Source organism: Mesorhizobium sp. M0119 (assembly GCF_040322615.1).
In the GTDB taxonomy this organism is placed as follows: Bacteria; Pseudomonadota; Alphaproteobacteria; order Rhizobiales; family Rhizobiaceae; genus Mesorhizobium.
The window spans coordinates 53,048-75,393 of sequence record NZ_JAMYTU010000007.1; the positions used below are offsets into that span (position 1 = coordinate 53,048).

The 22,346-nt window shown below is 63.9% G+C and carries 21 protein-coding genes and 1 tRNA gene; 10 read left to right on the forward strand and 12 right to left on the reverse strand.

What is annotated here, in order from left to right; genetic code table 11:
• Nucleotides 1–218 precede the first annotated feature (218 nt).
• On the forward strand, nucleotides 219–503 hold the full coding sequence (locus NKJ40_RS09295) for an SCP2 sterol-binding domain-containing protein (RefSeq protein WP_352465823.1): 285 nt from the start codon (nucleotides 219–221) through the stop codon (nucleotides 501–503).
• 50 nt (nucleotides 504–553) lie between these two features.
• On the opposite strand, the gene NKJ40_RS09300 is transcribed toward NKJ40_RS09295, so the two are convergent.
• Both NKJ40_RS09300 and odc2 read right to left on the reverse strand, forming a co-directional pair.
• The gene (locus NKJ40_RS09300; protein ID WP_502903698.1) at nucleotides 554–1,117 is read right to left on the reverse strand and encodes a GNAT family N-acetyltransferase; all 564 of its coding nucleotides are present in this window, start codon (nucleotides 1,115–1,117) and stop codon (nucleotides 554–556) included.
• Between the two features lie 262 nt (nucleotides 1,118–1,379).
• Nucleotides 1,380–2,513, reverse strand: coding sequence for an ornithine/lysine decarboxylase (odc2, locus tag NKJ40_RS09305; RefSeq protein ID WP_023675424.1), 1,134 nt, complete (start codon nucleotides 2,511–2,513; stop codon nucleotides 1,380–1,382).
• A 563-nt stretch (nucleotides 2,514–3,076) separates the two neighbouring features.
• Here odc2 and NKJ40_RS09310 point away from each other — a divergent pair.
• The 4 genes from NKJ40_RS09310 (at nucleotide 3,077) to NKJ40_RS09325 (ending at nucleotide 7,083) form a co-directional block, all read left to right on the forward strand.
• Nucleotides 3,077–4,276 (forward strand): amidase, encoded by a 1,200-nt coding sequence (locus NKJ40_RS09310; RefSeq protein ID WP_352465824.1) that lies wholly within the window; start codon nucleotides 3,077–3,079, stop codon nucleotides 4,274–4,276.
• Nucleotide 4,277: 1 nt separating this feature from the next.
• Nucleotides 4,278–5,177: a LysR family transcriptional regulator gene (locus NKJ40_RS09315; protein ID WP_352465825.1), complete on the forward strand. Its 900-nt coding sequence runs from the start codon at nucleotides 4,278–4,280 to the stop codon at nucleotides 5,175–5,177.
• Between the two features lie 86 nt (nucleotides 5,178–5,263).
• Nucleotides 5,264–5,932 (forward strand): DUF1007 family protein, encoded by a 669-nt coding sequence (locus NKJ40_RS09320; protein ID WP_352465826.1) that lies wholly within the window; start codon nucleotides 5,264–5,266, stop codon nucleotides 5,930–5,932.
• Nucleotides 5,929–7,083 (forward strand): nickel/cobalt transporter, encoded by a 1,155-nt coding sequence (locus NKJ40_RS09325; protein WP_352465955.1) that lies wholly within the window; start codon nucleotides 5,929–5,931, stop codon nucleotides 7,081–7,083. The genes NKJ40_RS09320 and NKJ40_RS09325 overlap by 4 nt, the downstream gene beginning before the upstream one ends.
• 25 nt (nucleotides 7,084–7,108) lie before the next feature.
• Here NKJ40_RS09325 and denD read toward each other — a convergent pair whose 3' ends face one another.
• The 4 genes from denD to NKJ40_RS09345 all read right to left on the reverse strand — a co-directional run bounded on the left by denD (nucleotide 7,109) and on the right by NKJ40_RS09345 (nucleotide 10,200).
• Complete coding sequence (denD, locus tag NKJ40_RS09330; protein WP_352465827.1) at nucleotides 7,109–8,086, reverse strand: D-erythronate dehydrogenase; 978 nt, start codon at nucleotides 8,084–8,086, stop codon at nucleotides 7,109–7,111.
• Between the two features lies 1 nt (nucleotide 8,087).
• Nucleotides 8,088–8,294, reverse strand: a complete 207-nt coding sequence (locus NKJ40_RS09335) for a hypothetical protein (RefSeq protein ID WP_352465828.1) — start codon at nucleotides 8,292–8,294, stop codon at nucleotides 8,088–8,090.
• A gap of 62 nt (nucleotides 8,295–8,356) precedes the next feature.
• Entirely contained in the window at nucleotides 8,357–9,340 is a 984-nt protein-coding gene (locus NKJ40_RS09340) for a cation diffusion facilitator family transporter (protein WP_352465829.1), read from the reverse strand.
• Nucleotides 9,341–9,513: 173 nt separating this feature from the next.
• The gene (locus NKJ40_RS09345; protein WP_352465830.1) at nucleotides 9,514–10,200 is read right to left on the reverse strand and encodes a GNAT family N-acetyltransferase; all 687 of its coding nucleotides are present in this window, start codon (nucleotides 10,198–10,200) and stop codon (nucleotides 9,514–9,516) included.
• An 83-nt stretch (nucleotides 10,201–10,283) separates the two neighbouring features.
• On the opposite strand from NKJ40_RS09345, the gene NKJ40_RS09350 reads away from it, so the two are divergent.
• Both NKJ40_RS09350 and NKJ40_RS09355 read left to right on the forward strand, forming a co-directional pair.
• Nucleotides 10,284–11,468, forward strand: a complete 1,185-nt coding sequence (locus tag NKJ40_RS09350; RefSeq protein WP_352465831.1) for a pyridoxal phosphate-dependent aminotransferase — start codon at nucleotides 10,284–10,286, stop codon at nucleotides 11,466–11,468.
• Between the two features lie 29 nt (nucleotides 11,469–11,497).
• Complete coding sequence (locus NKJ40_RS09355) at nucleotides 11,498–11,878, forward strand: YciI family protein (protein ID WP_352465832.1); 381 nt, start codon at nucleotides 11,498–11,500, stop codon at nucleotides 11,876–11,878.
• Nucleotides 11,879–11,901: 23 nt separating this feature from the next.
• Here NKJ40_RS09355 and NKJ40_RS09360 read toward each other — a convergent pair whose 3' ends face one another.
• Both NKJ40_RS09360 and NKJ40_RS09365 read right to left on the reverse strand, forming a co-directional pair.
• A complete protein-coding gene (locus NKJ40_RS09360; RefSeq protein ID WP_352465833.1) occupies nucleotides 11,902–12,657 on the reverse strand; it encodes an SDR family oxidoreductase in 756 nt (251 codons plus the stop codon).
• A gap of 223 nt (nucleotides 12,658–12,880) precedes the next feature.
• Nucleotides 12,881–13,627 carry a tellurite resistance TerB family protein gene (locus NKJ40_RS09365; RefSeq protein ID WP_352465834.1) on the reverse strand — a complete coding sequence of 249 codons (747 nt, stop codon included), beginning with the start codon at nucleotides 13,625–13,627 and terminating at the stop codon, nucleotides 12,881–12,883.
• A 277-nt stretch (nucleotides 13,628–13,904) separates the two neighbouring features.
• Here NKJ40_RS09365 and NKJ40_RS09370 point away from each other — a divergent pair, with 277 nt between their 5' ends.
• The gene (locus NKJ40_RS09370) at nucleotides 13,905–14,264 is read left to right on the forward strand and encodes a YybH family protein (protein WP_352465835.1); all 360 of its coding nucleotides are present in this window, start codon (nucleotides 13,905–13,907) and stop codon (nucleotides 14,262–14,264) included.
• Between the two features lie 21 nt (nucleotides 14,265–14,285).
• On the opposite strand, the gene trhO is transcribed toward NKJ40_RS09370, so the two are convergent.
• Nucleotides 14,286–15,206, reverse strand: coding sequence for an oxygen-dependent tRNA uridine(34) hydroxylase TrhO (trhO, locus tag NKJ40_RS09375; RefSeq protein WP_376703285.1), 921 nt, complete (start codon nucleotides 15,204–15,206; stop codon nucleotides 14,286–14,288).
• A 170-nt stretch (nucleotides 15,207–15,376) separates the two neighbouring features.
• On the opposite strand from trhO, the gene NKJ40_RS09380 reads away from it, so the two are divergent.
• Nucleotides 15,377–16,015 (forward strand): 2-dehydro-3-deoxy-phosphogluconate aldolase, encoded by a 639-nt coding sequence (locus NKJ40_RS09380; protein ID WP_352465837.1) that lies wholly within the window; start codon nucleotides 15,377–15,379, stop codon nucleotides 16,013–16,015.
• 58 nt (nucleotides 16,016–16,073) lie between these two features.
• Here NKJ40_RS09380 and NKJ40_RS09385 read toward each other — a convergent pair.
• The 3 genes from NKJ40_RS09385 to NKJ40_RS09395 form a co-directional block, all read right to left on the reverse strand.
• Nucleotides 16,074–16,147, reverse strand: a tRNA-Gln gene (locus NKJ40_RS09385).
• Between the two features lie 83 nt (nucleotides 16,148–16,230).
• Complete coding sequence (gene mepK / locus NKJ40_RS09390) at nucleotides 16,231–18,084, reverse strand: peptidoglycan L,D-endopeptidase MepK (protein WP_352465838.1); 1,854 nt, start codon at nucleotides 18,082–18,084, stop codon at nucleotides 16,231–16,233.
• Nucleotides 18,085–18,444: 360 nt separating this feature from the next.
• Nucleotides 18,445–20,022, reverse strand: coding sequence for a sigma-54-dependent transcriptional regulator (locus NKJ40_RS09395; protein ID WP_352465839.1), 1,578 nt, complete (start codon nucleotides 20,020–20,022; stop codon nucleotides 18,445–18,447).
• A gap of 151 nt (nucleotides 20,023–20,173) precedes the next feature.
• Here NKJ40_RS09395 and NKJ40_RS09400 point away from each other — a divergent pair, with 151 nt between their 5' ends.
• Nucleotides 20,174–22,009: a M3 family oligoendopeptidase gene (locus tag NKJ40_RS09400; RefSeq protein WP_352465840.1), complete on the forward strand. Its 1,836-nt coding sequence runs from the start codon at nucleotides 20,174–20,176 to the stop codon at nucleotides 22,007–22,009.
• The last annotated feature ends 337 nt before the right edge of the window (nucleotides 22,010–22,346 follow it).

Genomic DNA, 22,346 nt, shown 5'->3' on the forward strand with positions numbered 1-22,346 from the left:
TGGCAACAATGCCGGCCGCCGAGGTGTCATGCCCGCGTGATGCTGCGGCGATAAAGCTCATCTTCAGCTCGGGAACTGCGTTGACGTAAACGTCAACCCGAAGCTATATGCGCCGGCGGCCGTGGCTGTAAAACCAGGCAAGTGGCTTCGACCAGGTCGAAGCGCCCTAGGTCGAAGCGTCGAGGCGCGACAAACGCAACCAGACGAGGAGAACCGCCATGAGCGTTCAGGAGATTGCCGACAAGATCAGGTCGCGCGTGGCGAGTGCCGGGTTCGATCGCTCGGTGAAATTCGACACCGGCGGCGACGGCGTCATCGTCATCGACGGTGCCGATGTCTCGACTACCGATGCGCCAGCCGATTGCACCATAAAGCTGTCGCTCGACGATTTGGATTCGCTGATATCAGGCGATCTCAACCCGACCATGGCCTTCATGTCCGGCAAGATAAAGGTCGAAGGCGACATGACAGTCGCCATGGCGCTCAGCCAGCTGATCGGCTGATCCAGTTAAGGTGAAACAAGCCGCCGCGATCGGCGGCTTGTTTCGAACCATCAGGCAGCGAGCGGCAGTCTCTGCGCCTTCAGCTTGCGCCCGGCCGCCTTCAGCGTGCCTTGCGCGCCGTCGAGCGCGCCGACAACCAGTTCCCGCGCCAGCAGGCGGTGCCGCTCGTAAGGCCCCGGCATGGCCAGCGAGCCGGTCTTTGCGGCCGAAAACCCGAAGCGCTCGTAATAGGGCGCGTCGCCGACCAGCAGGATCGCCGCATGGCCAAGCCGCTCGGCCTCAGTGACCGCATGGCGCATCAGCGCCGAGCCGATGCCGGCATTTTTCAGCGCCGGGTCGACCGCAAGTGGGCCGAGCAGCAGCGCTGCCTTGCCGCCCTCGCCCAGCACCACGTCCCACAACCGCACGGTGCCGGCAACAGTGCCCGACGCATCGCGCGCGACAAAGGCCAGGCCCTCCGAAGGCCGGCGGCCGCGCCGCAGCTTCTCCGACGACTTTTTCCGGCGCTTCGGCCCCATGGCGCGATCGAGCAAAGCCTCGCGCGCGCCAACGTCGGCGGCGGTTTCGGCAGTGATGACAAAAGCGCCAGCAATCTCCCCCCTCGAGGGGGAGATGGCCGCGAAGCGAACAGAGGGGGTCGGTTCGGCTGCCGCGACCTCTCTTGGACCGTGGGAAGCCGGCGCTTCACGCGCGGCGACCCCCTCTGTCGCCTTTGGCGACATCTCCCCCTCGAGGGGGGAGATTCCCGCGGCGCCTTCAACAATGAAATCCAAAACGTCCATTTCCGCGATCCTTCACGAGCGGATTGGTCCACAGGCGAGCCCGGGCGGGCGACAGGCGCCCACCTCGGGATGATCTGATCGGTTCTTCGAACCGTCAGATCACGTAGGATCGGAGAGGCTCGAAGCCGTTGAAGGCGACCGAGGCGTAGGTCGTCGTGTAAGCGCCGGTGCCCTCGATCAGCACCTCGTCGCCGATGGTCAGCGACAGGGGCAGCGGATACGGCGTCTTTTCGTACATCACGTCGGCCGAATCGCAGGTCGGGCCGGCGAGCACGCAAGGCGCGGTCTCGCTGCCGTCATGCGCGGTGACGATCGGATAGCGGATCGCCTCGTCCATGGTCTCGGCGAGACCGCCGAACTTGCCGATGTCGAGGAACACCCAGCGCACATTGTCGTTGTCGGCCTTCTTCGAGATCAGCACGACTTCCGACTTGATGACGCCGGCATTGCCGACCATGCCGCGGCCCGGCTCGATGATCGTCTCGGGGATGGCGTTGCCGAAATGCTTCCTGAGCGCCGAGAAGATCGCCTGGCCATAGGCCTGCGCCACCGGCACATCCCTGAGATAGCGAGTCGGGAAGCCGCCGCCCATATTGACCATCTTCAGCACGATGCCTTCGTCGGCGAGCGTCGCGAACACCTTTTTGGCGTCGGCGAGCGCGCGGTCCCAGGCGGTCAGGTCGGTCTGCTGCGAGCCGACATGGAACGACACGCCATGGGCGTCGAGGCCGAGCGCCCTGGCATGGCGCAGCACGTCGACCGCCATCGCCGGCACACAGCCGAACTTGCGCGACAGCGGCCATTCGGCGCCCTCGCCGTCGGTCAGGACGCGGCAGAACACGCGGGCGCCGGGAGCGACACGAGCGATCTTCTCGACCTCCTCAACGCAGTCCACTGCAAACAGCCGGATGCCGAGCTGGTAGGCGCGCTGGATGTCGCGCTCCTTCTTGATGGTGTTGCCGAAGGAGATGCGGTCCGCCGGCGCACCGGCGTCCATCGCCATCTCGACTTCGGCAACGGAAGCGGTGTCGAAGGACGAGCCCATCGCAGCAAGCAGGCGCAGGATTTCCGGCGCCGGATTTGCTTTCACCGCATAGTAGATCTTGGAATCGGGAAGCGCCTTCTCGAAGGCGCGGAAATTGTCGCGCACGACATCGAGGTCGACGACAAGGCACGGGCCGTTCGGACGTCGGGTGGCGAGAAAGTCAAGGATGCGCTGGGTAGCCATCGGGGTCTCTCCATCAGCGCCTTTCGGCGCGCACAAAGGCTTGCGGACGCGGGCTCTCGGCCTCGCGAACACGCGGTGGACAAAGGCGGGACGGAAATCCATGGAACCAGCCGGTGGAGACCCCGGAACCATGAAGCGCCGTCTCGCGGCGGTGAACCTTGGCCTTGCCCGGCCTCGGTTCGCTTTGTCTGCCTTGGCTTGGATGGGAGACCCGTCCGCACTGCCGGCAATGAAGGTGTGCCTCTTCAGTAACCCCGATCTTTGGACGACCGGCAGAACACCAGAAAGGCCCGCACCGTCGTTGCTTCAAGGTGTCCTCGGTTGGCGGTTGGCCGCTAAACCGACTGGAGGGGTTGGCTCCAGTTACCTTACCGATTGCCCTCACCATTCGAGGATCGGCGGACACCCACAGGCACGTGCGACTTTGGGCAAGCGCGATATAAGATCGAAAGATTTCACAATCAATAAAAATCGTATGGCAGGTTGTAAAATTTGTGGCATCGAACAATGGTGCGGCAACCGGAAGAACAATGCTGCGGCAAGCACATTCGGATATCGAACGCATGACAGGCACTCGCGGCCCGCTGAACGCTTTTCTCGACCTTGATCCAATCCCTGTAGCCAATGCGCAATCCGGCCCGCTTGCCGGCTTGCGGCTTGCCGTCAAGGATATCTTCGACGTCGCCGGCTACCGCACCGGCTGCGGCAATCCGCAGAGATACCGGGAGGCTTCGCCGGCCATGGCGACCGCGCCGGCCGTCCAGGCGCTGCTTGATTCGGGCGCGCGCTTCGTCGGCAAGACGCAGACCGATGAGCTGGCGTTTTCCCTGCTGGGGCTGAACGCGCATTTCCCGTCGCCGGTCAATCCGGCGGCGCCCGACCGAGTCACCGGCGGCTCATCCTCGGGTTCTGCCGCGGCGGTTGCCGGCCGGCTTGCCGACATCGCCACCGGGTCCGACACCGGCGGCTCGATCCGTGCGCCGGCAAGCTTCTGCGGCCTGGTCGGCCTCAGGACCACGCATGGCCGCATCCCGCTCGACGGCGCCATGCCGCTGGCCCCTTCGCTGGACACGTTCGGCTGGTTCGCAAGCGACATCGTCATCTACGAAAAGGTCGGCACGGTGCTGCTCGGCGATGATTCGCATTCCCACGAACTGGCACGCCCCGTCACCCTCGCTGCGCTGGACGGCCTCGTGCGCGGCCCGCACGAGGCCGACGAATATCGCGCCATGCTCCGCAGTGTCGCGTCGGTGCTGGGCGCGCCGCGCACCGTCGGCCCGCTGTCGCATTCCACCGACGATCTCTATTGGTGCTTCCGCAAGCTGCAAGGCTATGAAGCCTGGCAAAGTCACGGCGCCTGGATCGCCGGCGGCGACCGCATGCTGGGACCCGGTGTCAAGGAGCGTTTCGAGCACGGCGCGACCGTCGACGCGGCAACCGCGCAGCGTGAAACGGAACGTCGCGTTTCGTTTCGCCTCGAGCTTGCCGGCCTGCTTGGCGATGACGGCGTTCTTGTGCTTCCGACCGCTCCGGGTGCAGCGCCGCTCAAGGCCGAATTATTCGACGATTTGCAGACCTACCGCGAGCGCGCGCTGAGACTGCTATGCCTTTCCGGCCTGTCCGGTTTTCCGCAAATCACGCTGCCGCTCGGCAAGGTCGACGGGGCGCCGTTCGGCCTTTCGCTGCTCGGCCCGAAGAACAGCGACCGGCAGCTGATTGCGCTCGCCGCCCGCATCCTTTCGGCCCACCAAGGAGGCGCATGACATGGATACGCTGACCCGCATGCGCGCCTTCATCGACGTGGTCGAGGCCGAAGGCTTTTCGGCGGCGGCGCGCAAGATCGGCCGCTCGAAGGCGTTGCTGTCGAAATATGTGCGCGAGTTGGAGGACGAGCTCGGCGCGCTGCTGCTCAACCGCACCACCAGGCAGTTCTCCTTGACCGAGGCCGGCCACACCTATTATCGGCGCGCCTCGGAGATCGTACGCGAGGTCGACAGCCTTGCCGATGCCGTGCGCGAATCCTCCGGTGACGTGCGCGGCAGGATCAAGCTGTCGGCGCCGCGCACCTTTGCCGACGCGCCGATCGGCCAGTCGCTGATCGACTTCGCCAAGCAGCACCCCGATATCGTCCTCGACATCCATCTCGACGACCGTTTCGTCGATCTGGTCGAGGAGGGTTTCGATCTGGCGGTGCGCATTTCGCGGCTGGAAAATTCCTCGCTGATCGCCAGGCGCCTAGCGCCATTTTCGGTACGGCTTTGCGCGTCTCCCGAACTGATCGCCAAGCACGGCATGCCGGTCAGGGCGCAAGACCTTGCCCGCGTGCCTTGCATCATCGACACCAATGGCCGCTGGCTCACCAACTGGCCGTTCAAGGGCGACAGCGGCGATACGGTGAGCGTTTCGGTTTCCGGCCCGATCGAGGTCAACAGCCCGATGGCGGCAAGGGCCGCTGCCGTGGCTGGATTGGGATTTTCCATCCTGCCGGATTTCATCGCCGCGCCCGACATTGAAAACGGCAGGCTGGTGACTGCGCTGGATGACCGCATCCTGCCCGGCGGCGGCATCTTCGCCGTCTATCCGCACCGGCGCTATCTGCCTGCAAAAGTTCGCGTTTTTGTCGATTTCCTGGTGCAGTGGTTCAAGGCGCTGGACAACGCATGAGCTTTCAGCCGCCTTGCGGTCCCATTTTCGCCCGCTTTCTGGTAACTGTCGGCAATTCACCGAAGCCGATTGAATCGCGACCGAGAATGCACCTGAAACAGCAAGCAATCATGCTGGCTTCGGCCTTGACCGCGACGTTTGCCGCCGTCGGACCGGCTGAGGTGCATCCCCACGTTTTTGCCGAGGCCCGCCTCGAAGTGGTCCTTAGCCCGGATCACCAAACTGTGAAGGCATTGCGCCATGTCTGGCGCTTCGACGATTTGTTTTCGAGCACAGTGATGATGGAGTTCGACAAGAATTCCGACCTGAAACTCGACGACAAGGAGTTGAAGGATGTTGCCGACACCGTCCATGCCTCGCTTGCAGAATTCAACTATTTCCAGCTCGTCACCGTCGACGGCAAGGACGTGGCAATGACCCCGCCGCCGCATTTGATGGCCAATTTCGACAATGACCAGTTGATCATCCTGTTTGAATCCGAACCGAAGGTGCCGATCAAACTGAGCGGCAAGATAGATATCGGCGTCTACGACCCGACCTTCTACACCGCCATCGATTTCACCGAGGATGCCAATCTGCAGGTCGATGGCTTGCCGCCGACCTGCACCAGCAAGGTTGTCCGCCCGAACCCGGACGAGGCGATCGCCCAGAACCAGAAGACCCTGACCGAGGCCTTCTTCAACGATCCGACAGGCACCGACATGAGCAAGATCTTTGCCACCAAACTTGAACTGACCTGTCAGCCGGAAGGATAGATCCAGTGACCAAACCGTCCCTGCGTTTGGCATTCGGACTTCTGGCCGTCGCCTTTGTGATGACGCACTTTTTCGGCTCCGCCCACGCCCAGAGCTCGCTCGGCATCGGCACTAATGACGGCATGGCTCCAACCGCCACCGGCCCGTTTGCCCACATCCTGATGTGGATCAATCTGCGCCAGCAGGAATTCTATCATGCGCTTGCCGGCGCGATGAAGGCGATGCGCCAGGACGGCAGCAAGTTGTGGCTGCTCATCGGCCTGTCATTTGCCTACGGCATTTTCCACGCCGCCGGCCCCGGTCACGGCAAGGCGGTGATCTCGTCCTACATGGTGGCCAATGAAGTGGCGCTCCGGCGCGGCATCATGTTGTCCTTCGTCTCGGCCCTGCTGCAGGCGCTGACCGCGATCGTGGTGATGCTGGTGGCCTATTTCGTGCTGCGCGGCACTGCTGTCTCGATGACCGACGCTGCATGGTTCCTCGAAATCATGAGCTATGTCTTCGTCACTCTGTTCGGCGCCTGGCTGCTGTGGCGTAAGGCCGGCCCGGCCATCCTTCGCCTGTTCGGGGCAAATCCCGGCTACAGCCTCTCGGCTGCCCACGCCGGCCATTCACATGCCGGCCATTCACATTCCGCGCATGCCCATGCGGCACATTCCCACGCGCTTGATGCGCATGACCACCACGATCATGCGCATGACCATCACGATCACGGCGCCCACGACCACGCCCATGCCGCGCACGATCACCACAGCCATGCCGCGGGCGAGGTCTGCGAGACGTGCGGGCACTCGCATGCGCCCGACCCGGCGCTGCTTTCCGGCGATCGCTTCGATTGGCGCACGGCCTGGTCGGCAGTGGCTGCCGTCGGCATCCGGCCCTGCTCCGGCGCACTGATCGTGCTGAGCTTTGCGTTGCTCAACGGCCTGTGGTTTGGCGGCATCCTGTCGGTGCTGGCCATGGCGCTCGGCACCGCAATCACCGTCTCGGCCCTGGCGACGCTTGCGGTGACCGCCAAGAACTGGGCGGTGTATTTCGCCGGCGATGGCCGCATGGGCAACCGCATCCATTCCTTCGTCGAGATCGGCGGCGCCGCCTTCGTCTTCTTGTTCGGACTGCTGCTGCTTTCGGCCAGCCTGACTGGCGCCTGACCTCGTTGCGTCCGATCAGGGCGCCTTAACTAGGGATCTTGCCACCCAACTCGTCCTCGATATAGACGCGGATGATGTCGTCGAAGCTTGTTTCGGCGGCAAAGCCAAGCTCCCTCGAGCGCCGCGCCTCGAAGCGTGTCGGCCAGCCCTTGACGATCGCCCAGATCGTCTCGTCGGGCTCCTCGCGGATCAGTTTCACCGCCCTGGCGCCGGCGACGCGTTCCAGCGCTTCGATCTGTTCGCCGACGGTGACGGCGACGCCCGGCATCGTCAGGTTGCGGCGCGGGCCGACGGCACTGCCGTCGATCTGAGCCGCATGGATCAGGAAATTCACCGCCGAACGCGGGCTGGCGTGTGTGTGGACGACCGAACGCGGCACCGGCAGGATCGCTTCATGGCCGCTCAGCGGCTCGCGGATGATACCGGAGAAGAACCCTGAGGCCGCCTTGTTCGGCTTTCCCGGCCTGACGCAGATGGTCGGCAGCCTGATGCCAATGCCGTCGAAGAAACCGCGGCGCGTATAGTCGGCAAGCAGCGCCTCGCCGATCAGCTTCTGCGTGCCGTAGGAGGTCAGAGGCGTCGGGTGGAACTCGTCCGGAATGATGTCGGGAAACGGTGCGCCGAACACGGCGATCGACGAGGTGAAGACGAGGCGCGGCGCAAATGCCGCCAGCCGGACGGCATCGAACAGCGCCCTCGTGCCGTCGAGATTGACGCGGTAGCCGAGATCGAAATTGGCCTCCGCCTCACCCGACACCACGCCGGCGAGGTGGAAGATCACGTCGGGGCGCGGCGCGACCAGATCTGCCGTCGCCCCCGGCGCTGCAAGGTCGCCGGTGTGGACGCCGATGCTGACGCCGTCGAGGGCGGGCGCCTGCGGCGGTACGATGTCGTGAAGGTCGAGCGCGGCGATCTTGCGGCCGCCGAGCGTCCCGTCCTTGGCCAGCCTGGCGATGAGCTTGCGGCCGACCATGCCTGCCGCGCCGGTAATCAGAATGTGCATGTCATTTTCCTTTTTTGCGCTGGCTGCGGCTACGCAGCCAGAACACGACGAAGATTGCCACCATGAAGACTGCCGCTACGACGCCGGCAAGAACCGTCGAGACCTTGCCGACCGCCAGCATCACTGTTGGTAGATAAAAGGCAGCGATGCCGAACAGCAGCAAAACCCAGGCGGCGCCGATCGCCGCATTGCGGGTGTCGCGGTCCATCACGCGGCCCGAGGGTAGCGGGAATTCATGTCGATCGTTGCCAATGCCCAGAACTCCCGAAGTCAGTGATAGTGGCCACGGTGTTGTGCCGTATCATGCGCATGCTCGTGCTCGTCATCATTCTCATGGCTATCGGCACATTGGCCGAATTCCGGTTCGACGGTGGCATGGGCTATGCCATGTTCCGCCGCAAGCCGCTTCTTGATCGCGCTGACCGCCATATGCGCGTCGACGCCGTCATTGAGGCAGGCATGCAACGTCGCCATGTTGCTGGAGCCGTCGAGCGACCAGACATGCATGTGATGCACCTCGCGCACGCCCTTGACCGAGCCTTCGATGTCCCTCGCGATCAGGTCGCGGTCGAGGCTTGCCGGCACGCCCTCGAGCAGGACGTGAGCTGCCTCGCGCATCAGCGACCAGGCCGTGGACAGGATCAGCAGCGAGACCAGGATCGACAGGATCGGATCGATGGGCGTCCAGCCCGTCGCCAGGATCACCAGCGCCGCGACGATCGCCGCCGCCGAGCCGAGCAGGTCGCCGAGCACGTGCAGCATGGCGCCGCGCATGTTCAGGCTGCCGCGGTCGCCGCCATGCAGCACGTAGAACGAGCCGAGATTGACCAGCAGGCCGGCGACCGCCACGACCAGCATCGGCCCGCCGAGCACCGGAGCCGGCGCTTGCAAGCGGCCCCAAGCCTCGTAGACGATCCACAGCGCGATGGCGAAGATGGCAATGCCGTTGGTGTAGGCGACCAGCGTCTTGACCCGGCCGAAGCCGTAGGTGAGGCGCACGGTCCCCGGGCGGCTTGCAAGATGAAAGGCATACCAGGCAAGGCCGAGCGCGACGCAATCGGCAAGCATATGGCCGGCATCCGCCAGCAGCGCCAGTGAGCCCGTGAAGATGGCGCCCAGCGTCTCCGCAACCATGAAGCCGGCGGTCAGGCAGGCAGCGATCAGCACGCGCTTCTTGTCGGTCGAGCCGTGCACATGCCCTGCGCCATGGCTGTCGTCATGCCCTTGCGAAGCGTGGTCGTGGGTATGCGCCATCTACGAGCCCCTGCTAAAGCCTGATCCATCCCGGCAGAATCGGGATGGAGGCTCTGTCTTCTTGTTTGACCATGATCTTATCCGAAAACCGGCGTCCACTTTTCGGGATCATGGTCCTTCTTGTTTGACCATGATCTTATCCGAAAACCGGCGTCCACTTTTCGGGATCATGGTCAGGCGCCGAACTCGGCGCGAAAATCCTCGAGCCGCCGCCTCTGCTGGCCATCGCTGTCGAAATTGGCCGGATCGAGCCACGCCTCATAGGCTCTGCGCAGATCAGGCCATTCCTTGTCGATGATCGAATACCACGCGGTATCGCGGTTTTCGCCCTTGACCACAAGATGCTGACGGAAAATGCCTTCGAACTTGAAGCCGAAACGTTCCGCTGCGCGCTTCGACGGCTCGTTGCGGTTATTGCATTTCCATTCGTAGCGGCGGTAGCCAAGCTCGTCGAAGACGTACTTCATGAACAGGAACTGTGCTTCCGTCGCCGCCGGCTTGCGCGAGATCAGCGGGCCCCAATAGATGTTGCCGATCTCGATAACGCCGTAGGCGGCGTCGATGCGCATCAGCGTCTGGCGCCCGGCGACCTTGCCGCTGGCCTTGTCGATGACGGTAAAGAACAGCGGGTCATCGCTGGCTTCGGCCTTGTCCAGCCATGGCTGGAAGTCGGTGCGGGTCTGCGGCGGGTAGTCGAACAGCCAGGCGAAGCGATCGCCGGCATCGGCCACCGACGAGGCCTCGAACAGGCCGTCGCCGTGCTTTTCAGCGTTGAGCGGCTCCAGCCTGACAGTGCGCCCTTCCAGCACCTTGCGTTCGGGCCGCGGGCGCGGTTGCCAATTCTTGAGATTTTCCGACACCGAAAACTCCAATCCGTTTGACTTTTGCGGGCGGACGCTCACAAAAACGCACGCTCGCTGAAAGAACCACACGGACAGGAAAAATGCTCCACACGATTTCGGCCTTCGACCGCCTCGGCGAGGAAAATGCATTCGCGGTGCTGGCGCGTGCCACGGCACTTGCCCATCAGGGCCGCGATATCGTCAATCTCGGCATCGGCCAGCCCGACTTCAAGACGCCGCAGCACATCGTCGAGGCCGCGATCAAGGCGCTGCGCGACGGCCATCACGGCTATACGCCGGCCAACGGCCTGCTGGCGACGCGCGAAGCGGTGGTCCGCCGCACACTGGCCACCACCGGCGTCGAAGTCTCGCCGGAAGCGGTGATGATCCTGCCCGGCGGCAAGCCGACCATGTTCGCGGCGATCCTGATGTTCGGCGAGCCGGGCGCCGAAATTCTCTATCCCGATCCGGGCTTTCCGATCTACCGCTCGATGATCGAGTTCACCGGCGCTGCCCCCATCCCGGTGCCGATGCGCGAGGAGAACGGCTTCGCCTTTTCCGCCGAGGAGACACTGGCGCTGATCACCCCGAAGACCAGGCTGCTGATTCTCAACTCACCCGCCAATCCGACCGGCGGTGTCACGCCGCGAGCCGAGATCGAGAAGCTGGTCAAAGGGCTGCAAGCACACCCGGACGTCGCCATCCTCTCCGACGAAATCTACGATGTGATGACCTATGACGGTGAGACGCATTGTTCGCTGCTCGCCTTCCCCGAAATCCGTGACCGGCTGATCGTCCTCAACGGCTGGTCGAAGACCTGGGCGATGACCGGCTGGCGCATGGGCTGGTCGATCTGGCCGAACGGCGACAAGGGCGCGCATCTCTACGACAAGGTGCGCAAGCTGGCGGTCAATTGCTGGTCCTGCGTCAACGCACCGAGCCAGTATGCCGGCATAGCCGCCATCGACGGCCCGCAGGACGACGTCGACAAGATGATGCGCGCCTTCGACCGCCGCAGGAAGGTCGTGGTCGAGGGGTTGAATGCCTTGCCCGGCGTTTCCTGCATCACGCCGAAAGGCGCTTTCTATGCTTTCCCTAATGTTTCCAAAACCGGCTGGAAGGCCAAGAAGCTCGCCTCGGCGCTGCTCGAGGATGCCGGCGTGGCGCTGATCGGCGGCCCCGATTTCGGCATTCTCGGCGAAGGCTATGTCAGGCTGTCCTACGCAAATTCCGAAGAGAACATCCTGCGCGCGCTGGAGCGGATCGAGGCGTTCCTGGCGAAGTGAGACGCACGACCGACGAAAGGAGACGCCAGATGTTCTATGCCATTCTTGCCTATCACGAGGAAGAAGCGATTACGGCACTGACGCCTGAGCAGGATGCGGCGCTGATGACCGATCTTCTTCAGATCAACGATCGGCTTTACCGGCAAGGCACCCTTGGGCCGGCGGCCCGGCTCGGCGCGACCCAAGACGCCTGCACCTTGCGCGGGCCAGGCACCGGAATGGTTGTCGACGGCCCCTTCGCTGAGACCAAGGAACAATTGCTGGGGCTCTATGTCGTCGACTGCGCCAACCGTGACGCCGCCATCGACATTGCGCGCGATCTTCGCCGCGTCAATCCGACCGCGGTCTACGAAATCCGTCCGATTTCGCTATATTTACCCGGCGTGCCGCTTCCGGTCACGCGGCCCTAATTTAGGACCGGGTTGAGACTAATTTAGCCTCGCCCGACAAACGGCATCTTGGTCGCCATCACGGTCATGAACAGCACGTTGGCGTCGAGCGGCAGGCTGGCCATATGGAGGACGGCATCGGCGACGCGCTCGACATCCATCACCGCTTCGGCGGCAATGGTGCCGTTGGCTTGCGGCACGCCGACCGTCATCGCCTGCGCCATGTCGGTCAGCGCGTTGCCGATGTCGATCTGACCGCAAGCAATGTCGAAGGGCCTGCCGTCCAGCGCCAGCGTCTTGGTCAGCCCGGTGATGGCGTGCTTGGTCGCCGTATAGGGCACCGAGCCCGGCCGTGGCGCATAGGCCGATACCGAGCCGTTGTTGATGATGCGGCCGCCCATCGGCTGCTGCCTGCGCATGGCGCCGAAGGCGGCGCGAGCACACAGAAACGAGCCGGTGAGATTGACCCCGACGATGTCGTTCCACACCTCGACCGGGATATCGTCGATCAATGTCGATTTGTAGCTCGTGCCGGCATTGTTGAAGAGCAGGTCGACGCGCCCGAAAGCCGCAGCCACCGTCTCGAACAGATCGTCGACCTGATCGGCCTTGCTGATGTCGCAGGCGAAGGCCAATGCCTTGGCCTGCGTCGGCCCGGCGGCGGCAATCGCCTCCTCCAGCACCGGCTTGCGGCGGCCGCAGAAGACCGTGTTCCAGCCGGTCTTGAGCAGCGCCGTGGCGACGCTCTTGCCGATGCCCGTGCCGGCGCCGGTGACTATGGCGGTTTTATAGTCGGTCATGGCTGTACTCCCTGAAAGGGATGAGCCATCGCAAATGACGAGAACCATGGCAAGCCGGCCCAAAGCCTGTGCTCACAAAAAGGGCGGCCATTGGCGACCGCCCCTGTTCCGAACCGGGCTTGGGAGGAGGAAAGCCGATCCGACTGCCTGAATCATGCGCCCACCGGATTAACGAGAAGCTAACGCCAACGGCGCACCGGGTCTCCGCCGCCCAACCTTCAACCTACCAGCGCGAACCGGTCACCGGCTTGGCCGTGCTGCCCGCTGCCGGCACTTTCGCCGCCGTCACTGTCGCCTCGACATGATCGACCAGCGCGTCCGGCAGGCCGAGACGGCCGGCAAGCAGGTCGAGATAGCCGCGTTCGGCCCGCGTGTCCGGATCGATGGCAAGACGCGAGGCGGTGTAGAGTTCCAGCTTTTGCGCATCGGTCTTGGCTCCGGCGATCAGCACATCCAGATCGAGCGGTGCCTCCAGTTCCGATATCAGGAATTTCTCCGCTTCGGCGCCGACGCCGGCGAGGCTGAGCTTGCCGGCGATCTTCTGCCGCTCTTCGTCATCGACGTGGCCGTCGGCCTTCGCCGCCGAGATCATCGCCCTGACCAGCGTCAGCGTGAATTCGTCTTGGCCCTGCGGCGCTTGCGACGGATGGAAGGCCGTATCGGCCGGCGGCGGCAGCAATTCCGGTTCGCCGGCAGCTTGTGTCTCGGCCGGCGCGTTGCCGTTCTTGTAGTTCTGGTAGGCCTTGTAGGCGAGGCCGCCGATCGCAGCCAACCCACCAAGCTTCACCGCCGCACCGGTGACCTGACGGCCTGGGCCGGTTCCGAGCAGCACCGCGGCCAGCGCACCGGCGGCAAGCGGATTGTCCTTGGCCATCTGCACCGCCTGCCCTGCCTTGTCGCGGACAGTCGATCCGGTACCGGGAACTTGCGAGCCGAGCAGATCGTCGAGGAGCTTCTTGGGATCGAACATCTATGCCTCCAGAATTGGCCCGGCCGAAGGTGCGCGGGCAGGTTTGGACGTCGAAGACCTAGGTCCCGCAGTTTGACATTACAATGACGGGGTGCATGCTTTTGCCCGCTGCCACGCATGACCTCGCACCGACATCTGCTGGGATTTCACGCGGAAATCAAAGTGCTGCAGCCTCCTTCCGCGCCCAAAAAACACGCGACGCTGTGGACATTGGACGTGTCGAAACCGCCCCCGACTTCGACTAATGTCGCGGCATGTCGCTTGAGAGGAGCCTGGCATGACCGATGAAACTGACCGCGAACCGGCACGCGATCCCCAGGAATTGGAGCGCCTGCTGATTTCACGGCAATGGGTCGGAGACATTGACGGCATGGCCGCGCTTTTCGAGCCGCATGCAGTCATCGACAGCGGTGGCGGACAACTGACGTTCGGCCGCGAAGCCATCCGAACGCTGTTCGCGGAGATCACCGCAACCGGCCGAAAATTTCAGTCCGGAGATCAGCGTCCGGCTGTCATCAATGGCGACCTGGCGCTCACCTCGACCCGGCTTCCCGACGGCACGATCACTACCGAGGTCGCGCGCCGGCAGAACGACGGGACATGGCTGTGGGTCATTGATCGCTTCTCTGTTACCTGACGTGAAGTTGCTGACGTGGAGCTAACTTCCGATGTGGCGGTCGCCGCGCGCTTGCGCCAGCTCGACCTGTCGCTGGCGCTCGGCATAACGGGCGCGATCTTCGTCCGAGCGGGCATCGAAGCAATGCGGGCATGAGACGCCGGTCGCGTATTTCGGCGACAGCCGGTCTTCTGCGGCTAGCGGATGCCGGCAGGCGCGGCAGAGTTGGGCTTCGCCCTCGAGCAGCCCGTGCGACACCGAAACGCGCTCGTCGAAGACGAAGCATTCGCCTTGCCACAGGCTCTGTTCGGCGGGCATGTCCTCGAGATATTTCAGAATGCCGCCCTTGAGGTGGAACACATCCTCGAAGCCGAGCGACTTCACATACGCCGTCGCCTTTTCGCAGCGTATGCCGCCGGTGCAGAACATGGCGACCTTGCGCCCGTCGAACTCATGCCGATGCTGCTCGACCCAGGCCGGGAATTCGCGGAAGCTGGTGGTGGCGGGATCGACAGCGCCCTTGAAGGTGCCGAGCGACACTTCGTAGGCGTTGCGCGTGTCGATGACGATGGTGCCGGTATCCGAGATCAGTGCGTTCCAGTCAGCCGGCGCGACATAGGTGCCTGCACCTGCCGCCGGATCGATATTCTCCACCCCCATGGTGACGATCTCGCGCTTCAACCGCACCTTCATGCGGAGGAACGGCATCGTTGCGGCGCTGCTGTACTTGATCTCGAGGCCGGCGAGACCTTCGATGGATTCGAGATGATCGATGAGCGCCGCGATTGCCGCTTCACTGCCGGCGACCGTGCCGTTGATGCCCTCACGCGCCAGCAGCAGCGTGCCTTTGATGCCACGTGCGCAGCAGAAGGCGGCGAGCGGCGCGCGCAGCGCCTCGAAGGTGTCGAGCCGGGCGAAGCGGTAAAGCGCGGCAACGCGGAAGGCTTGGCTGGGCAGTGTCATCACCAAGCCACTAAACGCTCACGGCAGCCGGATCAAGGCAGAGCCGGGAGCGGTATGACCGCGGGTGCGTTTCGAACGCCACGCGTGACATCGCGACACGCCGCGTTTCGTGGACAGAAAAACCGCCTTCTGCTAACCGGTCGACTTGATCAACAGAGGAGAGACGACGAATGCCCAGCACGACCGAAAAGCTCCTGTCGCTCCTCAACGGCCAGCCGGTCATACCGGTGCTGAAGATCGCCAATGTTGCCGACGCGGTGCCGCTGGCCCGGGCGCTGGCCCGCGGTGGCCTGCCGGCGATCGAGATCACGCTGCGCACCGCCGACGCGCTGGAGGCGATCCGCCAGGTGGCAGGCGAGGTCGAAGACGCCGTCGTCGGCGCCGGCACCATCCTGGACGCCCGCCAGTTCGGCGAGGCGGCGGCCGCCGGTTCGAAGTTCATCGTCAGCCCCGGCATCACCCGCGAGCTTCTCGCGGCAGCCAAGGACAGCGACGTGCCGTTGCTGCCCGGTGCCATCACGCCGGGAGAGGTCATGGCCGCGCGCGAAGCCGGCCTGCGCTTTCTGAAATTCTTCCCGGCCGAACAGTCGGGCGGCATCGCCTCGCTCAAGGCTTTCGCCTCGCCGCTTGCCGACGTGAAATTCTGCCCGACCGGCGGTATCACCGGCAAGAACGCCGCCGACTATCTCAGCCTGCCCAACGTCATCTGCGTCGGCGGTTCCTGGGTGGCGCCGGACGATCTGGTCAAAGCCGGCAAATGGGACGAGATCGAAGCCTTGGCACGCGCCGCTAGCAAGCTCGGCCGCTAGCACCTTCTGTATGAAAAGCCGCTGCCGATCTGGCCTGCTGCCGATCTGGTTCGCCGGCTGGTTCCCGCTCATGGGCTCGAACCACGATTCACGCCTTCAAAGGGCGCTGTCCTACCATTAGACGAAGCGGGATAATGCCGACCAGTGGTTAGCATCCCGGGATGAAGGAAGCCAGTGCCGGCGTGGAGCCAGCCGCGCGGGATGCCCAGCGCGGCCTACTCGGTCTTGAAGCGGGCTACCGACATGAACTTGACGGCCTTGCCGGTGAACCGGTTGGCGTCGGCCATTTCGTTGCCCGGCTGGAAGCCCACGGTATAGACCTCGCTCGGTGCCGTACGGACGAAGTCGTAGGCGTAGCGCGGCGCCGTTGTCGCATCTGAAACGGTTGCGACATACTCACCGCTGTGCAGCGCCCAACGGGCGGCCTGCGGCGCGGCGGCGACCACCACCGGCTTGGGGCCGGGTTTCAGGTCGCGGGCGGTAGCCCTGGGTTCCTTGCGTGTGGTCTTCACGCCCGCACCGATGACGGCCGCCGGATCGGAGCCGGTCGGGCGGGCAACGATGGCCTCGCGCGGCGATGCCCCGTCGCTCGATGCCCCGTCGTCGTTCGCCGGTTCCTCGAACACCGATGCTTGCTCGGAAAGCGACGCGACCTTGTATTCGTCGGTCGCGCTGACCCGTTCCAGAACGGCCTTGACCTCGTCGGGCTGCGAACTGTCGGGCCGCGCCGACGGCAATACGGAGAATGCGTCGGTGGCGGTGTTGCTCCGCTCGGCCGCACTCGCCAGCGCCAGCAACACTTGCTTGTCCTGCGGCGCAAGACTAGCCGTCGAAAGATCGGCCGGCAGCGAATGATCGGGCCGCCAGTTCGGCACGGGAATGGTGTTGGCCGCGACCTGCACCGGGCCGGCCGCAGCAGACGGGTCTGCCATGCCGAACGGAACGTTTTCAGGCGCCATGCTTGCCGGCGCTTGCGCGGTCGCCACCGCCTGTTCGGTCGATCCAGCCGCATCCGCCACGCCGAACGGAACGTTTTCAGGCGGCTGGGCGCCGACGTCGGTCTTCGGACGCGGAGCAAAATCCGGCAGCGGAATGCTGCGCGCCGGCAATGCCGCGATGATCGTCTCTGGCGTGTCGTTCTCCGGTTCAGGCGCAGGCGCCGGAGCATCGGCGGCTTCCGGAATCTCGGCGCGCTTGGCGTCCTGAGGCGCCACGATGGCAATGCCAGGCAAGTTGCTGCTCTTGGCGGACGGCGCCGGCTTCACGTTACGGGGCTTTGGCGCTGGCTCGGCCATCGCCACGTCGGCGCTGTCGTCCGCCTCGTCGTCGCCGCCGCCGAAGAAGGCTGCCAGGAACCCGCGGGATTTTTTTGCACCGCCGCTTGCGCTGGCCAGTTCGATGGCCGGCGCGCCGGCGCCCTTGCGGGCCTTATAGGAGGCGAGCGCCTGTTGATAACCAGGCAGCGGCTTGCCGTCGCTCGGCACATGCAGGGTCTTGCCGTTGGGGAACACGCGCGCCAGCTCCTGGCGGCTGATGCCGGGCCAGTGGCGCACATTGCCGACATCCATATGCACGAAGGGCGAGCCGGAGCTGGGATAGTAGCCGACGCCGCCGCCCTGCATCCTGAGGCCGATGTCGCGCAGCTTCTTCAGTGGGACGCCGGGAATGTAGAAATCCATCGCCCTGCCGAGCATGTGCTGGCTCTTCTCGGCGACGCCCCTGCTGCGGCTGCGCAGCATCGAATTCGTGGCCGGCGAACGATAGCCGCAGACGACCTGGATGTAATCGGTGGCGCCGCTCTCCCGATACGCTTCCCAGACCAGGTCCAGCAGGCGCGGATCCATCTTGGTCGGCTCGTTGCGACGCCAGTCGCGCAGGATGATGTTGATTTTTCGCAAGCCCGCCTGGTCGTAGCGGCCATTGCGCTTGTAGACGATCTCCGCCTTTTCATGCGTGTGGAGATGATAGAGCTTCAGCGAACGTGTCTCGGCGCTGGCGCCGGTTGCCGCCGCTGCAAGGAACCCGACGGTAACAATCACCGCTGCCAGCCATCTCGGCCAGACGCTCATGTGATAATGCCGCCCGTTTTTGTGTCGTTCGATTCTGTTCAAATCAAAAGGCCTTGCAGGCTGCCGTTTTGTCCCCGGATTTGACCAAACGGATGCGTGGTGTATGCATCCGAATATCGATCCTAATGGTTAATCATCGCTTATTGAAGCCGAAATGCGGTAACACGGTGGCGATATCCCGCCAAAAATATTGCGCAGGATATCTTGGTAAACCGCTGGTTTAGATCATGTTTTGGCGCTAGCTCGAAACACGATCTGTTACCGTCCGCCTTAATACGTGAACACTGCGCCGAATACCTCGTTTCGAGGCGTGCGTGCTTCGAATGGATGTCCGGATGAGAACCCGCTTGGCCCTGTGGCTCAGGAAGCGAGCCGTTCGACGCGGCCGGTTTCCGGGTCGATGCCGTATTCCTTGAGCTTGCGGTAGAGCGTCGACCGGCCGATGCCGAGGCGGCGGGCGACCTCGCTCATCTGGCCGTTGTAGTGGTCGATGGCGAGCTTGATCATTTCGAGCTCGACGTCGGCCAGCGCACGCACATTGCCGCGCTCGTCGAGCGCCCGCAGCGTGCCGAAACGAGGCATGGCCGGCGCATCGGGGTCGGCGGCTGCGATGCCGCCGGCGGCCGGTATGCTGTCGCGCGGCTGGCTGCCCGAAGCCAAGCTGGAAGCTGGCCACCCTGGAGCTGGCCCCCCTGGAGCTGGCCCCCCTGAAGCTGGCAAGGCGATACCCGCATCGAGATTGACCGTGCCCTCGACCTGCGCCCGGATCTGCGGGAATTCTTCTTCGGTCAGCATGTCGCCGTCGGCGAGCACCGAAGCCCGGAAGACGGCGTTTTCGAGCTGCCTTATGTTGCCCGGCCAGTCGTAGGCCTGCAGCATGGCAAGCGCCGCAGCCGAGATGCCTCGCAGGCGGTGGCGCGGATCGGCGGGCGCCACCTTCTCCATGAAGTGCTCGACCAGGTAGGGGATGTCGTCGCGACGGTCGCGCAATGGCGGCACGAAGATCGGATAGACGTTCAGCCGGTAGAACAGGTCCTCGCGGAACTTGCCGTCCTTGACCTGCTGCAGCAGGTTGCGATGGGTTGCCGAGATCAGCCTGATGTCAACCCTGACGGTCGAGCGCCCGCCAACCGGATCGACCTCGCCGTCCTGCACCGCGCGCAACAGCTTGACCTGCACGTCGAGCGGCAGGTCGCCGATTTCGTCAAGAAACAGCGTGCCGGTGTGCGCTTCGACGAACTTGCCGGTATGTTTTTCGGTGGCGCCGGTGAACGAGCCCTTCTCGTGACCGAACAGGATCGATTCGACCAGATTGTCGGGGATGGCGCCACAATTGACGGTGACGAAGGGTTTCGAGCGGCGGTCGCCGCTGCCCTGGATGGCGCGCGCTACCAGTTCCTTGCCGACGCCGGATTCACCTTCGATCAGGATCGGAATGTTGGACGCCGCAGCCTTGCGGCCGAGCCGGATCACCCGGTCCATCGCTGGACTGTGGGTGATCATGTCCTTGAAGGTCAGATGGCCGCCGCGCTGCCGTGACGAGCGCTTCACTTCGCCTTCGAGCGCCTCGACCTTGAGGGCGTTGCCGATCGACGCCTGCAGCCTGTCGGGAGAGGCCGGCTTGACGACGAAGTCGAAGGCGCCGTGACGCATTGCCGAAACGACGGTTTCGATGCCGCCCTGCGCGGTCTGCACGATGACGGGAATGTGGATGCCACGCTCGCGCATCGCCTTCAGCACGCCGATGCCGTCGAGCCCGGGCATCATCAGGTCGAGGATGACCACCGAGATGTCGCGCGCATTGGGCCCGTCGACGAGATCGAGACCGGCCTCGCCGCCATCGGCGACGATCGCCGTGTGGCCGAATTTCGTCACCGCCGCCTCGAGCAGCCTGCGCTGCACGGGATCGTCATCGACTATGAGTATGGAAGCTGCCATGACTGATCCGCCCGTGCCCGCCCGAGAATGCGCCCTATGGATCATCTTGGCACAGGGTTCTAAATAAGCTTTCAAAAAACCCGGTGAACGAATTCCTTAGGATTTGACCGGCTTCTCGTTTCCCTGAATTTCGTATCTGGAAGGATCGGCAATGCGCATGGTTTTTGCTCGAAAGCTGGCGGCAGCGCCCGGTCAGGGCGCGGCGGAGCTTGGCGACCTGCCGGAATGGAACCTGGCCGATCTCTATTCGGGCATGGAAGCGCCCGAGCTGAAGCGCGACATCGCCCAGGCCGCCGCCGATGCCATCGCCTTCGAAAGCCGTTGGAAAGGCACGCTCGCCGCCGAGGCCGGGCGTGGCAGCGCCGGCAGGCTGGGCGAGGCGCTTCAGGCCTATGAAGCGCTGGAGGAGCTGATCGGCCGGATCGTCTCCTATGCCGGGCTTGTCTATGCCGGCAACACGTCGGATCCGCAGCGCGCCAAGCTCTATGGCGACATCCAGGAAAAGATGACCGATGCCAGCGCGCACCTGCTGTTTTTCGCGCTCGAGCTGAACCTCATCGACGATGGCGCGATCGAAAACGCACTCGCCGCCGATCCGGCCTTCGCCCACTACCGGCCCTGGGTGCTCGATCTGCGCAAGGATAAGCCCTATCAGCTCGAAGACCGCATCGAGCAGCTCTTCCACGAAAAGTCGGTCACCGGGCGCGGGGCCTGGAACCGCCTGTTCGACGAGACGATGACCGATTTGCGCTTCGACGTCGACGGCGAGGAGTTGACGCTGGAGCCGGCACTCAATCGCCTTCAGGATGCCGACGGCGAGGTGCGCCGCCGGGCGTCCGAGGCGCTGGCCGCAACTTTTCGCAAGAATTTGCGCGTCTTCACGCTGGTCACCAACACGCTGGCCAAAGACAAGGATATCTCCGACCGCTGGCGCGGCTTCGAAGACATTGCCGATTCCCGCCACCTCGCCAACCGCGTCGAACGCAGCGTGGTGGATGCGCTCGCAGCCGCCGTTCGCGACGCCTATCCGCGCCTGTCGCATCGCTACTATGCGATGAAGGCGCGCTGGCTCGGCATGGAGGTGATGAACCACTGGGACCGCAATGCGCCCCTGCCGGAGAGCCCGCAGGCGGTCATCGGCTGGGACGAGGCCAAGAACACCGTGCTTTCCGCCTACCAGCGCTTTTCGCCCGACATGGCGGAGATCGCCAGAATTTTCTTCGACCGCAACTGGATCGATGCACCGGTGAGACCCGGCAAGTCGCCTGGTGCCTTCGCCCATCCGACCGTACCGTCGGCGCATCCCTATGTGTTGCTCAACTACATGGGCAAGCCGCGCGACGTGATGACGCTGGCGCACGAGCTCGGCCACGGCGTGCACCAGGTGCTGGCCGGCGGCCAGGGCGCCTTGATGGCATCGACGCCGCTGACGCTGGCCGAAACCGCATCGGTGTTCGGCGAGATGCTGACCTTCCGCTCGCTGCTCGAGCAGACCACCGACAAGCGCGAACGCAAGACCATGCTCGCCCAGAAGGTCGAGGACATGATCAACACGGTCGTGCGCCAGGTCGCCTTCTACGAGTTCGAGCGCAAGGTGCATGCCGAGCGCAAGAGCGGCGAATTGACCTCCGACAAGCTCGGCCAGCTCTGGCTGGAAGTGCAGGCGGAAAGCCTCGGGCCGGCGATCAAGCTGCGCGAGGGATACGAGGTTTTCTGGACCTATATCCCGCACTTCATCCACTCGCCTTTCTACGTCTATGCCTATGCATTCGGCGATTGCCTTGTGAACTCGCTCTACGCGGTCTACCAGAACGCCGAGCGCGGCTTTCAGGACAAATATTTTGCCATGCTGCGCGCCGGCGGCACCAAGCATCATTCCGAGCTTCTGGCGCCGTTCGGCCTCGACGCGGCCGACCCTGCCTTCTGGCAGATCGGGCTTGGCGTGATCAGCGGACTGATCGACGAGCTGGAAGCACTGGACAATTGATGCGCAACACTGGGTGATGCGCAACACCGGATGACCGGGTTTTCCAGAACAGTTTAGCTGCAATGCATATTGGCGATGGTTCTATTCTTGTCTTGGATATTTGTTCTTAAATAACTTTCCATGGAAGTTTTCCGTTAGATTCCCGTAAGCTGTATGATAGCGTCCGCCCTCAAGCTCAGCCGGGCACGAATGGATCCGGTCGGAAAATCCCGACCGGTCATGGCGCGTCGGCGGATGCGACAACGGTTGTTGGCCAGGGGCAAACCGGTTGCCGACAGCTCGATCGAAGCCGGCTGTTCTGCAGATTGCGGAACCACCATCGAATGGTCCTTCGCCG

Bases quoted from the DNA above. Each gene is read 5' to 3' on its own strand.
- denD (WP_352465827.1), bottom strand. From the start codon at position 8,086: ATGCACATTCTGATTACCGGCGCGGCAGGCATGGTCGGCCGCAAGCTC.
- mepK (WP_352465838.1), bottom strand. From the start codon at position 18,084: ATGAGCGTCTGGCCGAGATGGCTGGCAGCGGTGATTGTTACCGTCGGG.
- NKJ40_RS09315 (WP_352465825.1), top strand. From the start codon at position 4,278: ATGGATACGCTGACCCGCATGCGCGCCTTCATCGACGTGGTCGAGGCC.
- NKJ40_RS09335 (WP_352465828.1), bottom strand. From the start codon at position 8,294: ATGGACCGCGACACCCGCAATGCGGCGATCGGCGCCGCCTGGGTTTTG.
- trhO (WP_376703285.1), bottom strand. From the start codon at position 15,206: ATGACACTGCCCAGCCAAGCCTTCCGCGTTGCCGCGCTTTACCGCTTC.
- NKJ40_RS09320 (WP_352465826.1), top strand. From the start codon at position 5,264: ATGCACCTGAAACAGCAAGCAATCATGCTGGCTTCGGCCTTGACCGCG.
- NKJ40_RS09380 (WP_352465837.1), top strand. From the start codon at position 15,377: ATGCCCAGCACGACCGAAAAGCTCCTGTCGCTCCTCAACGGCCAGCCG.
- NKJ40_RS09365 (WP_352465834.1), bottom strand. From the start codon at position 13,627: ATGTTCGATCCCAAGAAGCTCCTCGACGATCTGCTCGGCTCGCAAGTT.
- NKJ40_RS09400 (WP_352465840.1), top strand. From the start codon at position 20,174: ATGCGCATGGTTTTTGCTCGAAAGCTGGCGGCAGCGCCCGGTCAGGGC.
- NKJ40_RS09310 (WP_352465824.1), top strand. From the start codon at position 3,077: ATGACAGGCACTCGCGGCCCGCTGAACGCTTTTCTCGACCTTGATCCA.
- NKJ40_RS09295 (WP_352465823.1), top strand. From the start codon at position 219: ATGAGCGTTCAGGAGATTGCCGACAAGATCAGGTCGCGCGTGGCGAGT.
- NKJ40_RS09355 (WP_352465832.1), top strand. From the start codon at position 11,498: ATGTTCTATGCCATTCTTGCCTATCACGAGGAAGAAGCGATTACGGCA.
- NKJ40_RS09350 (WP_352465831.1), top strand. From the start codon at position 10,284: ATGCTCCACACGATTTCGGCCTTCGACCGCCTCGGCGAGGAAAATGCA.
- NKJ40_RS09395 (WP_352465839.1), bottom strand. From the start codon at position 20,022: ATGGCAGCTTCCATACTCATAGTCGATGACGATCCCGTGCAGCGCAGG.
- NKJ40_RS09340 (WP_352465829.1), bottom strand. From the start codon at position 9,340: ATGGCGCATACCCACGACCACGCTTCGCAAGGGCATGACGACAGCCAT.
- NKJ40_RS09370 (WP_352465835.1), top strand. From the start codon at position 13,905: ATGACCGATGAAACTGACCGCGAACCGGCACGCGATCCCCAGGAATTG.
- NKJ40_RS09360 (WP_352465833.1), bottom strand. From the start codon at position 12,657: ATGACCGACTATAAAACCGCCATAGTCACCGGCGCCGGCACGGGCATC.
- odc2 (WP_023675424.1), bottom strand. From the start codon at position 2,513: ATGGCTACCCAGCGCATCCTTGACTTTCTCGCCACCCGACGTCCGAAC.